Origin of the sequence: Neobacillus driksii (genome assembly GCF_013409995.1) — a bacterium.
GTDB lineage: Bacteria > Bacillota > Bacilli > Bacillales > Cytobacillaceae > Neobacillus > Neobacillus driksii.
On the sequence record NZ_JACCBX010000005.1, the window covers coordinates 21,841 to 37,048 of the forward strand.

The window sequence follows — 15,208 nt, forward strand, 5'->3', positions numbered from 1 at the left end:
CTCCTAACTAATATTTTCATTGAAAGAAGGAACCTCTTTCTTATAGCCTATTAAAAATAAAGATCCAGCACATAATAGAGCAAACATAATCAGCATAATAAAAGCAACCGTATAAGAACCGTCAAAAGCATCGACTAAAAATCCTATTAGCATTGGAGTAAGTACACCAGCGAATTGTGCACCTGTATTAATAAAACCATTTGCCGTTCCTACAACCTCTTCTGATAACATTTTTAATGGAGCTGAGATGATGAGAATAATATTAAACGACATGAATACAGTAACCACACTTTGATAGACAGCAAACATGGCTATGTTTGGCGCAAAAGCCATTAAATAAAGAAAAACCGCCGTTAATACTGCAAATATCGCTGCAATTACCTTATCTTTCCCCTCAGGTAATTTATCTAAAATATAGCCACTTCCAAGCATCGCGATAATTCCTGCAAACGCTGGAATAGCTGAAATATACCCAACGGATGTTAAGTCAAGATTACGTGCCTCTACTAAATATGTTGGCATCCATGCCATTAATCCCCATTGCACGGCATAAATCGCAAAATAGGCAATGAACAAATTCCATATAATCGGGGTTTTCAAAACCTCTCGTAAAGGTGCTTTACTTTTAGCAGGATTTTCAGTAATTCCTACAGTTGAACCTTTCCGCTCTTTTAAGAAAAAGACGTATAGCAAGACAAATATAATTCCAATAGCACCCGCCATATAAAAAATCATTCTCCAACCGACACTTTGCATGGATTGGGTACCAATGATTGGTGTTATTACTCCCATTATCGTACCGGAAGTGAGCATGAAGGACATGGCACGGCTCCGTTCATTTTGCGGAAACCAACTAGCAATACCTTTTGAGGCGGATGGAAAAAAGCTGCCTTCCCCAAGCCCAAAAAGAAATCGGATGAGGATTAAGGACATGAAGGACCATGCCATTCCTGACAAAATCGTGAAAACGGACCAAGCAAAAACAGCGATGATAATAATTTTTCGGAAACCAAAACGATCTGCGAGCCACCCACCGGGAATTTGCATTAAGGCATAACCTGCAAAAAAGCTACTTAAAACAATTCCTGTCTGGGAGGCACTTAATTGGAGATCTTTTGAAATACCTAAAATCGCATAATTCATGAAAAATCGATCAAAGTTTCCAATTGACCACCCTAAAAATAGCAAGATGATAATGACATACTTCCAGTTCTGCGATAATTTGGATACCATATAAAACCTCCTAGCTAGATTTGTTGAATTCTATTTAATTATAGAAAATTACAACTATTCAAACAATGTTCATTCCTATATAATTAGGACATAAATTATGTGGAGTTCTACATAGTCCTTTGGAGGGTTTGTAAAAGTGGAGACATTGATGAATTTAAAACAATTTTTAATAGATGACTGCTGCCTTTCACATTTTCAGGTGTGGCAAAGTATAAAGGGATTAGATTTTTCACTTGTATTATCCCATCATTTTGATAAAGAAACTCCCACACCAGAAAGATTTTTCAATGGAAATATACGTACCGATGAAACTTTCACCGATCTTTACTACCATTATTCCAATCATACAACCATTGTCATTAGAATCAGTAAATCCTCCGTACTAAACAATCAGCAAGAACTTAATCCAATCATCGATTTATATTACTTGCAAGTAATGCTAGATCGAGAAAAATATATCAGGAACAAAATGATGGAAAGTATCCGTGATATCTCCGTCCTCGAAGATTTAGATAACCTGTTAAAAAAAATATTAGAAAATGCCTTATCTGTTATTCCTGCAGCGGATATGGGAGTTCTATGGATGTACGAACCAAGCTTAGATGTGCTGTTTCCTAAAGCTTGGACGGGCGGACCAAATGAAGAAATCAAAAAAATGCGGATGAAGGTTGGCGAAGGAATTATCGGGAAAACATTTAAAGATAATAAATCTTTTATTCTTACCAATATAGAGGAAATTATCTCAGAATCATCTAATATTGCATCTGATAATCTATTTCATCTGTATAATTCTGTCCAATTAGACGATTTGAAATCTATTATTTCAGTTCCAATAAAGGTGGAGGAGCGTACTTTATGTGTATTGATTGTCTACCAAAATGGTCCTTATCCCCTTTTAACGAAAGATGATCAACAACTGTTAGAAAGCTTTTCGGATCAGGTCTCGATTGTATTAAGAAATTCGAAACTCTACCAAAATCTCAAAAAACAAAATGATCTCTTAATTCAACGAGATACCATACACAATACATTAATAAAACTGTCGCTTCAAAGTAAGGGTTTACAAAAAATCGCAAATGAAATAAAAAAGATGATCAATCATCCATTAATGATCGTAGATTTAACAGATCATCAACAATACTCTAGTCCAACCCAATGGAAAAGGGAACTACCTTCAGAGATTAATACAAAATTAAAAACCCAATCTTTTTTTACTGAGTCTCTTAATAGTCAGTCCTTGTATATCCACCCTATTATTGCAATTGACGTTCCGATTGGAATAATTGCAGTAGAAATGGAGGAAGATGATTTTTTTCCTTTAAATAAAATGATAATGGAACAGGCAAGTTCTGTGATTGCATTAGAAATTATCCGAAAACAAACATTAGTGGATTCTTATTATCAAAAAACAAATGATCTATTTAATGACTTCATTCAGTGCCGAGAATATAACCTGATACGAAAAAAGGCCATTGAGCTTAGAATGGATGATCATCCCTATTATATGGCAGTCACCATTCATATCCATCCTCACACTGACTTTCACTTTCTTAATATGCAAATGCATAAACTAATTGCCCAAATCAAAAAACTTTTAGGAATCTATGTTTCAATCATTTTTGGTTATGGAAATAAAGTGACGTTGGTATGCCAATTTAATCACTATGCAGATCAGGATTATGTAAAAAAGAAACTAGAGCTTATTCATTCCAGCTGGATGAATGTTCATGAAGAATCGCTAAAAATAGGGATTGGTACTTGCTATCCAAGTATGGATAATATAGCAAAAAGTTACTCCGAAGCGGATAAAGCCCTTTCCTTTCTAATCTCGAGGCAGCTTAAAATTATTGTAAATTATCAAGATATTGGCATTAATCATCTTTTTATTCATCAACCCATGGATGACCTGAACTCGTTTGTTAATGAAGTTTTTAATCCCCTCACATCTGATAAAGATGGTACTTTGGATTTGGAACAAACCCTGCTTGCCTATATGGAAAATGATCGTCAAGCAACACAAACAGCCAAACTTTTGCATATCCATGTAAATACTTTATATCAAAGACTAAAAAGGATCGAAGAAAAGCTTCAAATTTCCTTTTCGAATCCAGAAGATATATTAAAAATTCAGCTTGCATGTTATTTAAGAAATTCAATCGTCTCACTTACATGACTACCGCATTACTCGGGTTAGTCTTTCACCGTCTAGCAATTTTTCAGCTTGACAGGTACGAAATAAAGTAAAAAAGATCACACTATTTAATTTGGTGATCTTTTTTACATATAGGCATATTCCGAAAAATCTAAATACAATTACCGACAGGTTATTCCAAGATGGCAATTCCTCTGAATGTAAAAAAACTTATTAGGAAATGCATTATGTCTCATTGTTTTCGTAAGTTCACCTTTACTGCGCATACATGTATGGAACCCGTTAACGCTAACCCATCATCTCGACAATTTTCTTCCTACCCAAAACGAGCAGACGCAGCATTACCAACACGTAATGCAATACTAATCAAACAATTGGTTAACTCGAACTCTACTAATCAAACGCTTGATTAAATAACGCATGAACCCCATTGACATATGAGTTTCTACTTGTTTTCAGGAGAGGAACTTGTCGAATAAAAGTGATGATTTTTTAGAATACTCCTTAAAACTGACAATAGAAACTAGTAATGTAAACAACCTGACAAACTTCTATTATATAAAATACCATCTAAACGTTTGATTAAAATTGCCTTAAACCCTGTTAAAAAAGAACTTTTACCTGTTTTCTAGGAAAATTCATGTCGATGAAAGATCCCCTTTCTCTTGTTCCACAGCTTTCTGACACCTTAAACGATGTTTCCATGATAATTACCTCCTTCCCTTAACGGAAAGAAGAGCATCAACCAACCACCCCAACATATTCAACTACACCATTCTATCACTGTTTACCAATCTAAAAACCTATCAATCTTCGATAATTTCGGGGAGTGACAGTGTATTGGTAACTGTCCACCTCAGGTGGAATCTGTCCACGAGCGGTGACAGGCACCGATTGGCACCGATCCCCTGACTCCATAATCGGATAGGATAATAGCCATAATCATGTCCCGAAGTTATGCTCAATTCCTTTCCTTTTTTATCTTCCTGCAGGACTTTTAGCTTAACTCTGTAAAAATGATTATATATTTAAAAAATTCATTTACTTATAATCTCAATTGCAAGGGCACATTTTTTGAAAGGAAGGGATTGTTTATGATTTTACCAAGTGGGTAACAAAGGAAACGATTTCGGAGAAGGTAGCATTTCGCCTTAAAATGAAAGGGTTTACACTTAAGGAGGAACGAATGAAAAAATTACTCAATATTTTTCTAAGTTTGATCTTATTGCTCTCAGTTCTACAGAATGCTGCTCTTAAATCGGTTTCAGCAGCAGAACCAACTGAAATTCCAGCACCAACTGGAGTAAGTGCTGTATCAAAAGACAGTCAAGTTGATGTAAGTTGGGATCCATTGGTTGAAGGAAAAAGAGTATTACTTGTGGGGACAGGGATCCCGGCCGATGAAAAAACAATAGCTCATTTGAAATCGCTTGGGTACTCGGTCACTTTTAAAAAGGATAACGAGGTAACGACTGAGGATGCACTTGCCTATGATGTCGTATTTGTCGGGGAATCCTCAGGATCCTCCTATATTGGCAAAAAGTTTATGAATTCCCCCGTTCCGGTTGTCTATGCGGAACCGTTCGCACTGGATGATATTCATCTAAGTGATACTTCTTCAGGCACCTTTGGAAGCTATGAAAATCAAGATTCACTTACCATCAAGGATGGCAATCATCCCCTTTCTGCCGGATTAAGCGGCACGGTTAAAGTGTATAACCAGGCTGGTAAAGTAAATTTTGGAAAGCCCGGTCAAGAGGCCATCATCATTGCTACTGCAGCAGATGATCCTACCAAAGCCACGATATTTGCATACGAAAAAGGTGCGAAAAATGTAAATGGTGACCCCGTTCCTGCCCGGCAGGTTGCTACGTTTTTATTTGCAGGTCAAGAAGACCATATGACTGAAGCTGGGTGGAACCTGGTTAACGAATCGGTCAAGTGGGCTCTTGGTATCGAAGAAAATGATTCTGTCTCAAACGTAACGTACAATGTGAAACGCAGTGCCACACCAGAGGGTCCTTTTCAAACCATTGCTGAAAAAATAGAGGGAACCCAATTCCAGGATACAGGGTTAACCAATGGAACGACTTACTATTATGTCGTATCTGCCGTAACGGAGAACGGCGAGAGTGTGAATTCAAATGTCGTAAGTGCAACACCTACTGCTCCAGATCCTTCAAACCTGCCTTCTGCACCAAAAGAATTGACGGTTATTTCAAGAAACAGTCAGGTTGATGTAAGCTGGGAACCGAGTTCGGCGCAACAGGTAACCTACAATCTAAAACGCAGTACCACGATGGAGGGTCCTTATCAAACCATTGCTGAAAAAATGGTAGAAACCGACTTCCGGGATACAGGGTTAGAGAATGGCCAGAAGTATTACTATGTCGTATCTGCCGAAACGAGTAGCGGTGAGAGTGCAGATTCACAAGCTATAACGGCAGTCCCTGCAGCGCCACTGCAAGCTCCAACCGGACTTTCAGCAAGTCACGGCACTGGCGGGGTAACCATTCATTGGGAATCCGTCAATGGTGCTGAGTCTTACCAAGTCTTGCGCAGTAAACAAAAGGGCATCGGCTATGAGGTCATCAAAAACGGTGTAACGGAAACCAGTTATACAGATACCGAGATTCCCGATGGCAAGAAGTACTATTATGTCGTATCCGCCAAGAACGATACTGCCGAAAGTGCAAATTCCCAACCGATTAACGGTGCCGCTGTATCGACGAGTGGTGTACCTGCCATTCCAAATGGTATAAACGCTACTGCCGGTAATGGCAGAGCTGCCTTAACCTGGTCCGCTGTATCTGGCGCAGATTCCTATACCATCAAGCGCGGTGAGTTTAACAGTGGTCAATATGAGGTCATTGCTAGAAATATACACTCTACCGGTTATCAAGATATAGGTCTTACAAACGGTGATACTTATGATTATGTAATTTCCGCTGTCAATGAGCAAGGGGAAAGTTTAGGCTCCGAACCCATCGCCGTTACGCCTGCGAAAGTACCGGTTGTAGCGAAAGAAGGCGGAGACTTTAAAACGATTCAAGAAGCCATTGATGCTGCACCTGATAACAGTACGAAACGGCATGTTATTTTTATAAAAAATGGTCAATATCGTGAAAAGCTAACGATCCCTAAGAGCAAAACCAATCTGAGTTTTGTAGGGGAAAGTAAGGAAGGAACCGTACTTGTTTATAATGATAATGCAAATACGCCTGGGCCAGACGGCAAACCATTAGGCACTTCCAATAGTTCAAGTATCTTTATCAATGCCAATGATTTTATTGCCCAAAATTTAACTATCCAGAACGACTCCGGTCAAGGAACAGGTCAAGCAGTTTCCGCTTATGTAAGGGCCGATCGTCTCTATTTTGAAAACGTGCAGTTTTTAGGATACCAGGACACCTTATATGCCCATACAGGAAGACAGTATTATAAAAACTGCTACGTAGAAGGGGATGTGGATTTCATTTTTGGCGGAGCCACAGCCTTGTTTGATACCTGTCACCTTCATAGCAAGCGTACAGGCAGTAAGTTAACCGCAGCTAGTACCGATCAAGTCACACCGTATGGGTATGTTTTTTCAGATTCAAAAATCACCTCAGATGAAGGCGTGACCAATGTGCATCTCGGGCGACCTTGGCGTCCTTATTCAGCTGTCACCTATATCAACACCGAAATGGATGCATCGATTGTTCCTGACGGATGGGATAACTGGGGGAAAGTTGAAAACGAGAAAACAGCCAGATATTCAGAATACAATAACATGGGGCCAGGGGCAGACCCGAAAAAGCGGGATCCATGGACCACACAATTAACGCCGGAGGAAGCGAATCAATACACGGTGCAAAATGTGATGAAAGGATCTGACGGCTGGGATCCTGAGAGAATCGGGATTATCCCATTATCACCACTGTCAGCACCGATTATTTCACTTGATCAACAAGATTCCATTGTCAATACACCAAGCTTTACAATTACAGGTCAAGTGGATAAAGAAGCAGCCGTTTCTGTCAATGGGAAGGAAATTTTCTTAAAAAAGGATGGCAGCTTCAGCACGACGGTGGTGCTGAATGACGGTTTGAACACTATTACAGTGGGAGCTGTAGATGCAGCAGGGAATCAGGCTATTCCTGCAGTGTTAAAAATTGTTTATGATCATGAGAAACCTGTCGTATCCATCGATGATCTTAAAGGAGAAAAAAACGGGAATCACTACAATGTAATCTACAATCCACAGCCGATTACAGGGAAGCTGAGCGAAGCAGGAACCGTTATGGTGAATGGTGAGAAAGTAAATGTATCGGAAGATTTGACTTTTAGCACAAAAGTCAATCTAAATCCGGGGTTAAATAACATTACGATTAACGCTGTTGATCAGGCAGGGAATGAAGCCGAATCTGTCACCATCAATGTGGTCCCAAAAGGGAATGCTGTGCCAGATGGCCCCGTTAAAATTATCAAAAGTGAAACAACAAATGCAAATACCGTTGAGGTTACTTTTAATAGCAAGCTAGAAAACTTTGATTCTAGTGATGTTAAATTGCAAACAGCTACGAACGATTGGGCAGCTCTCAATCCTGGGTTTAAACCATTGATGACAGTGGAAAGCATCACCACAAAGGTGAATAAGGATAACCAAACCGTAGCGGTGATCAAAACGAAGGAAGCCTTTCAAGAAGATGGAACCATTACGCTGCCGAAAGTGGAAGATCCGTTCCATATTCCATATTTGAATGCCGACTATTATACAGGGGATCGGACGCAAGACATTAAGCATGCGGATGCCCTCTTAACCTGGCAGATGGATCATGGCGGCTGGTTTAAAAACTGGGTGGAAAAATATAAACGGCCATGGGATGGGAAAGAACCGAAATCTGAATGGTATTCAACTAATCATGGTGAACTAGGGACGATTGATAATGACGCAACAACAAACGAGATTCTCTTTTTAGCTCTGATGTATAAAGAAACAGGTGATGCTCGTTATAAGGAATCCGTTTTAAAAGGAATTGATTTTTTACTAGAGATGCAGGTTGATGCCGGCGGCTGGCCGCAGGTCTATCCGGCAAGAGGCGGTTACTCAGATTATGTGACCTTTAATGATAATGCGATGGTTCGTGTTATGAGTGTATTAACGATGGTTAAAGAAAAGAAGTATCCGTTTAATTCCAACCTAGGTGACGAGCAACTTTCTGAGCAGATTGATGATGCATTGGGCCGTGGGCTGGATTATATGTTAAAATCGCAAATTAAGGTAGATGGTGAAGTAACCGCATGGTGTGCTCAGCATGACCCAGTGACGTACGAACCAAAAGGGGCTCGTGCGTATGAACATCCTTCCATCTCTGGTTCGGAATCTGTAGGGATTGTCCAGTATTTGATGTCACTGCCGAATCCTTCAACTGAGGTTCAGGCTGCCATTCATGGAGCTCTAAATTGGTTTGAAGAGGCAAAATTGGCGGGAACGAAGTATGTATCAGGCGATCAAAATGGGCAATATTTCTACCCGGACGAAAGCAGCAATACGTGGTACCGCTTCTATGAAATTGGCACCAATCGCCCGATTTTCTCAGGAAGAGACGGTGTCATTAAACACAACATCTTAGAGATTGAAAAAGAAAGAAGAGACGGCTATCGCTGGGCAGGAGAATGGCCGCAAAAATTATTAAATATCGCCAACACAACTGGCTACTATGAAAACAGAGTATACGTAGAAGTCGTTGGGGATCAGTCTAAAAACGCTGCTGGCGAATCTTTGGAATTAGGAAACTTATATAGAATAGAGGCCTCGGCTTCCGGTTCTAAAAGCAAGTAACATTTTCATTTTCAATACAAACTAATCTGGAGAGATGAAGCATGAGGACTGTTTGGTTCTTGTGCTTCATTCTCTTTCTGTATGAATACGAACAGTGCCTGTCCCTGTTTACTAAGGATCCCTCCCTTTTTTCGTACCCTGAAATATCCACTTTAAGAAGAACGTTGTATGTCCGTTCTTTTAATCGCACAAAGCAATTACTTCTCTATATTCAAGATTCATTTACACACCTTGGTGTCACCTACCAGGTTGGCACTCTTCTCTATTTCCTAATACAACCAACACAACCGTCCCCACGGTAACCTATATTAACTCTTATACTTATAAAAAACCAATCGCAATCTATGGCTACTTGTTCCAATTTGAAATAAATTTTCCCCTTTAAATCTATTTTTCTAAATCCTATTTTCCTGAATTCGAAGATTTTCTGTGAATCAATTATGGTAAAGCTACCTAGGAATAAAACGGAAGCGCGCTGCCCTGAAGGGTTTTACAGTGGAGAGCTTTGACGGATTAGTTGTACAATATCAACCCATGATCCATAAGTTTATCCAATCGTTGCACATTTATAAAGATGAAGACGAATTCATAAAAAAGAAGTGTTGTTGCAAACACTTCTCGATGCAGCCCCAACCGTCAGAGTGGTGGTTGTCAATGTGGAATATTTGTGAGAACCACCCTTTTGCTTGCTACGGGTCGGGGTGGTTTTCCTGTTTTCTAGTACGTTGTTCCGAAAGAAATATGCACTAACTTTACGCACAATCCCCTTCAGAAATTCTCGTAAGATTTCAAGAAAAGTTTCCAGTATTATCCCCCCTTCCCTCAATGAAGGAAAAGAAGATCGACAACCCTGCCACCCAACAATATTCAGCTAAAACTCCCTTCTATCACTTTTTTAGCTTTCTAAAAGCCTATCAATCTTTTGACAAAATCCGGGGAGTGACATGCACCGATATTTACACCAACATCTCACCGATTATACGTTGATAGGCACTTTCAAAAAGGTCGGAATCAGGGTCTTTTCCATTTATTTTTGGAACATCAAAGTCAGATAGGACGAACTGATGTTGCGGCGAGACATCGTGCCTAGCTAAGCAGCTCTTCACACAGGATAATGGACATCCATCAATCGCAATAATCTCCCGCCCGGATTTTGCGGTTCGTACAAGCGGCTTCACATCCCCGCCAACTCCGGCAATACAGGACATTTCTGCTACTTTTTCTCGATCCATTTTAATCGCAATCAAATTAGCCGTTTGTGCAGCCGACGAACACCCAGAGCATGAATAGACAATCGGTAAATCAGTTCTTTTCATCACTGTACCTTCCCTCTCTCTTATTTTCAACAGATTAACTACTTAACTTTTGTCTATTATATTGCTCTTGGAATTCAGTGTCTGTGATATTTTTCAACAATTCAAACTAATTTAAATATTATTTAGACGGACCAAGATACAGAAGCAGTTCTTGATATCTTCCTTCATTCCTTTAAGCAGGTTACTCCATAAAACTAAAATCTACTATGGATTCCACCTTAACAACTTCGCGCACAATTCCCTTTAGAACTTCTCGTAGGATTTCAAGAACAGTTTCCAGGAATATCACCTCCTCCCCTAATAAAAGGAAAAAAAGATTAACAACCCGCCAACCCTCACAATATTCAGTTGCAACTCCATTCTATTTATGTTCTACCATCTAAAAGCCTATCAATTCTTCGACAACAACGAGGAGTGACAGGCACCTGAATTAAACGCTATTGCGCCTACATTAATCTTAGCAAGCAGCAGCTTTCATAAAATAGTAATAGAACATATAAATTAAACATTCGAATAATGAGCCCAAATATTATCGGGCTACCATTACCTAATTTTGTTATCCAACCGATTAATAATCCGACAGTCGCTTAACCTTCAAATAGTTACTAATTTATCATTTATTAAAAAAATTTTTTATCCTATTTAACAGGTGTTTTTCCCCTTTACCTAAATCAATAAAATCCAAAAATATATCTCTTTTAATTAACCAGGACCATTTTTCTTTATTTATACGATTCTCCCCTCCAAAATGTCCTTCTTTCGTGATTTTGAAAAGAGATTAAAAAACCTCACCTACTTATGGTAAGGTTCACCACACCTGTTTAACCGGTATTTATCACAAAATTTCAACAATTTCGATTTTACCAAATACATGCCTTTTGATAAAATTAGAAAAAACGTTGTTTTTTTTTCCCGTAGGTGATAGGTATGGAAATTTTCAGTAGAAGTAATTAATATAGAACCGGAAGATGAAGTCCTCATTAAACTCGGATACCAAAATGATAGAGTTCACACCATCCAACATGTTTTCATATTAGCAGGAATATATATAAATTATTTCAGTCTTATAATCTACCAGGGAATAGTAGAGGGGGAAATAGATGTTATATACAGATGGGGTTTTGGAGAAGTTACGGATGGAAGGGGATCCAATACCAGACCGAATAATTGAAGAATTGTTCAAGAACAGTCAGGTTGGCTCCGTAAATAATTTGTTGAAGCAATTAATGTACAATGACCAAGAGTATCCGAAAGAACTCCCTGATACCATAGAATTCTGGCTCAAGGATACAGCTAATTGCCCAGAAGGCGTGGACTTAGCCAGAATAAGAAACGCAACTGATTTATTTCGAGAACATGGCATTGCCATCACCTTCTTATTATCAACATCCTCTCTTGTGAATTGTTACGCAGCGCGTAAAGGTGTGAAGGTCCTTACATTCAGTTACCGTTTAGGTCAAAATGCATACCGCAGGATAGCAGAAACAGGTCAATTTGTTCTTCATGTCATGGCGCCAGGCGGACTTGAGCCCGGGGGACAAGGTATTAAAGCCATTCAGAAAGTCCGTTTAATGCATTCAGCCATTCGCCATTTGGTTCAAAAGACCGGAAGATGGGATGAAAAAGAAAATGGCATCCCCATCTGTCAGGAGGATCTGCTTGGTACCCTATTAACTTTTTCCATTGTCATCATAGACGGGCTTCGCCATTTAGGTATGAACGTAACAGAAAAACAGGCGGAAGATTACCTATACTTTTGGAAAATCGTCGGAATTATGCTGGGAGTTCGGAAGGATATTATCCCAGAAACCATGGAAGAAGCAATTCAGTTGGAGAAAATGATTAAAAAAAGACATCATGGACCGTCTCCTGAAGGGGTCCAGATGACCCGTGCCCTACTTGATTTTCATGCACACCTCATTCCCGGTCAGATGTTTGACAACATAATCCCTGCTCTAATTCGAGAAACCGTAGGGGACGACATAGCAGACTGGATGGAAGTTCCGCACTCCAATTGGCAAAACCTTATGAAATACAAAGAGCTAATGGGTTTTTTCCTTGATTCGGATTATACGGGCTTTTTTGGAAGTATGGTCAACCGGCTTGGGTTAGCCTTAATTAAACGCCAGTCACTTGCCATGACTGATTATGAATATACCCCATTTCTCATACCAACCGAACTGCGGAAGGTTTGGGGAATTGAGGAAAAAATAGTGTAACAATAAAACAATACCGGGATTATGTATATTTACATAATCCCTTCATATCGTTCCATCTGGCCAGGTCAGTGTAGCTTCTCCATGGTAGTAACCAATTGCAAAATCACCATCGTATATGGTTCCATCTGCCCAAACAAATTAAAAAAAGGAAGGGGTCTCTTACACCATTGTGCAAGGAACCCCTTCCTTTATATTTATATAGTGGTCAAAATGACCTCTTTTTACTAAGTCATCTTTTCGACAATTTTTTTCCTCCTAAAGAGGAGCAAACGCTTAATTAACAGCACGTAATTCAATTCTAATCAAATGATTAGTTAACTCAGATTCTACTAATCAAACGCTTGATTAAATAGCGGATGAACCCCTTTGTTATATAGTTTTTTTCTCAACTTCAGGCGAGGTATTTGTCGAAAACCAAGAGAATATTTTTAGATTGATCCTTAAAAAATACAGGAAAAACTACTAATATACACAACCTGACAAACTTCTACTATAGAAAAAACCACATAGACGTATGATTAAAAATACCTTAAGCCCTAGTAAAAAAGAACTTTTACCTGTTTTCCATGAAAAATCTTGTCGATGAAACATTCCCTTTCAATCGAGGGTGACAGGCACCGGCATTACCCTCCATACACCTGTACCTGATTACGTCCCTCTCGTTTCGCAGCGTACAAAGCTTTATCTGCTTTATTCAAGAGCTGGTAAAGAGTTTCGTTTGTCTCATTCACTGCCTCCGCCACTCCACTGCTGAAAGTAACCGAAATCACTCCCTCTGTGGTAATGAGCGGCTCTGCCTCGATAGCCTTGCGCAGCTGATTCGCATACGCTACGCCCTCCGAGAGCGAGCAACCCTTGAGAGCAAGAACAAACTCCTCTCCCCCATACCGCACAAACAGCATGCCTTCCTTTAATTGCGCCCGGCAAACATCCACGACATGGACAAGCAATTGATCCCAATATGATGACCAAAGGTATCATTTACCTTTTTAAAATAATCAATATCCATCAATATGATTGTGAAAGGGGACGATACCTTTTTTGCAGCTTCAAAGTCTGGCACACATTTTTGAAAAAATGCTCGTCGATTATAAATTTGTGTCAATTCATCAAAATAGGCTTGGCGCTCTAATTTCACCTGCAGCCTTTTTAACTCCGTGATATCCGTAAAAATAAGCAATAAACCTTTTCGATTATTGGCATGTTCCAATGTTGAAGTACTTACCTGATAAATACGCTTCTCGTGATCCATGACTATTTCTACTTCTTCAGTGATTGCAGTATTTTCTAATCTTGAAGGAAAGGGGGCTCCTGATAAGTCATACCAAACCTCACCAAAGTCCATCCCAAACATGGATTTTGTTAAAGGGGGAAACATCCTCTTACACGACTGATTAAACTCAAGGATTCGATAGGACTCATCGAGCACCATTACACCATCATTGATACTATTAAATATCGCGTCCTTCGCAATGAGCATTAGCGAAAACAATCGTGAGGAGTTAATCGCCCACAAGTATAAAAGGGATGACAGCCATAAGACCATTGGTACCGGATCGATCCCTACAGGCGTGAATCCAATTAAATAAAGAAAAGCGGTTAGCATAGGAATCAATTGACCGAGCAACAACGAAAATAATTGCTGACGATACTCCTTAGCTGTCTCTCTCCAACGAGAAAGGACGAGGAAAAAAGCAACAAACATACAAGCAAATGTGAAAACACCATGAATCATATACCATAAGCCAATCTCCTGGTAAATGAAAGGAACTCCCAGGATTGGGTCTATTTCAAATACTCGATAATGTAAATGATGCAAATCATTGGTAGCAACCATCAACAAACTAACGAAGGGAATGGTTAGAAGCGACATATACCATTTTTTCGATAACTTGAAACCTAAATACTTCATGATAAACAATAGCCCCAAGGGTGAAGAGACTGGCATCCCAACATATTGAATAATCGTCCAAAACTTCAGTTCCTCAAGAGTCGTAGCCATTAAACCAAAAGCAGCAGCAAAGCAATAGATCGTGATCGATGCGGTATAAACAATAAAAAATTGAGCAATATTCGTAAACTTATGGCGCCTTAAAAATACGTTTAGGCCTAAATACAAATTAAGTACTCCTGATGTACAAATAAGAGTGATGTAAGCTGTCAATTGCGAGTTCACGTTTTAATACCTCATTTGAATAACACTTTTTCTTTACTGTAGCACATTCAAAAATATTTGTGGATGTTAATTGAATCCAAACTTTGTAATATAACATTCAGTAAAATGAATCTAAAAAAACAGCCTTCACTTATGGTATGGTTACCCTACCTATTAACGTTCAATCCCCACGGACAGATATGTTCTACCAGTAGCTACTGTTATAATAAGACCATATAAAAAGTGGTCAACCGGAAGTATTTTCTGGCTGACCTCATAATGCAAAAATGCAGGTTAAAATTAAATTTT

The 15,208-nt window shown here is 39.2% G+C and carries 6 protein-coding genes and 1 pseudogene; 3 read left to right on the forward strand and 4 right to left on the reverse strand.

Annotated features, from left to right (window positions below):
• Window positions 1-3: 3 nt before the first annotated feature.
• Window positions 4-1,233, reverse strand: coding sequence for an MFS transporter (locus F4694_RS12185; protein WP_179598194.1), 1,230 nt, complete (start codon window positions 1,231-1,233; stop codon window positions 4-6).
• Between the two features lie 148 nt (window positions 1,234-1,381).
• Here F4694_RS12185 and F4694_RS12190 point away from each other — a divergent pair, with 148 nt between their 5' ends.
• Window positions 1,382-3,406 carry a helix-turn-helix domain-containing protein gene (locus F4694_RS12190; RefSeq protein ID WP_179598196.1) on the forward strand — a complete coding sequence of 675 codons (2,025 nt, stop codon included), beginning with the start codon at window positions 1,382-1,384 and terminating at the stop codon, window positions 3,404-3,406.
• Between the two features lie 1,165 nt (window positions 3,407-4,571).
• On the forward strand, window positions 4,572-9,209 hold the full coding sequence (pelA, locus tag F4694_RS12195) for a pectate lyase (protein WP_179598198.1): 4,638 nt from the start codon (window positions 4,572-4,574) through the stop codon (window positions 9,207-9,209).
• A gap of 956 nt (window positions 9,210-10,165) precedes the next feature.
• On the opposite strand, the gene F4694_RS12200 is transcribed toward pelA, so the two are convergent.
• Window positions 10,166-10,525, reverse strand: coding sequence for a putative zinc-binding protein (locus F4694_RS12200; protein ID WP_179598199.1), 360 nt, complete (start codon window positions 10,523-10,525; stop codon window positions 10,166-10,168).
• Window positions 10,526-11,625: 1,100 nt separating this feature from the next.
• On the opposite strand from F4694_RS12200, the gene F4694_RS12205 reads away from it, so the two are divergent.
• Window positions 11,626-12,744: an oxygenase MpaB family protein gene (locus tag F4694_RS12205; RefSeq protein ID WP_179598202.1), complete on the forward strand. Its 1,119-nt coding sequence runs from the start codon at window positions 11,626-11,628 to the stop codon at window positions 12,742-12,744.
• Between the two features lie 42 nt (window positions 12,745-12,786).
• On the opposite strand, the gene F4694_RS32955 is transcribed toward F4694_RS12205, so the two are convergent.
• Together F4694_RS32955 and F4694_RS12215 are read right to left on the reverse strand one after the other, a co-directional pair.
• On the reverse strand, window positions 12,787-12,861 hold the full coding sequence (locus F4694_RS32955; RefSeq protein WP_179599010.1) for a hypothetical protein: 75 nt from the start codon (window positions 12,859-12,861) through the stop codon (window positions 12,787-12,789).
• A 506-nt stretch (window positions 12,862-13,367) separates the two neighbouring features.
• Window positions 13,368-14,920: pseudogene (locus tag F4694_RS12215) on the reverse strand (histidine kinase N-terminal 7TM domain-containing diguanylate cyclase).
• Window positions 14,921-15,208: the final 288 nt, after the last annotated feature.

What these genes read in the sequence shown, in the direction of transcription:
- F4694_RS12200 (WP_179598199.1), bottom strand. Translation starts at nt 10,525, where the DNA reads ATGAAAAGAACTGATTTACCGATTGTCTATTCATGCTCTGGGTGTTCG.
- pelA (WP_179598198.1), top strand. Translation starts at nt 4,572, where the DNA reads ATGAAAAAATTACTCAATATTTTTCTAAGTTTGATCTTATTGCTCTCA.
- F4694_RS12185 (WP_179598194.1), bottom strand. Translation starts at nt 1,233, where the DNA reads ATGGTATCCAAATTATCGCAGAACTGGAAGTATGTCATTATCATCTTG.
- F4694_RS12190 (WP_179598196.1), top strand. Translation starts at nt 1,382, where the DNA reads ATGAATTTAAAACAATTTTTAATAGATGACTGCTGCCTTTCACATTTT.
- F4694_RS12205 (WP_179598202.1), top strand. Translation starts at nt 11,626, where the DNA reads ATGTTATATACAGATGGGGTTTTGGAGAAGTTACGGATGGAAGGGGAT.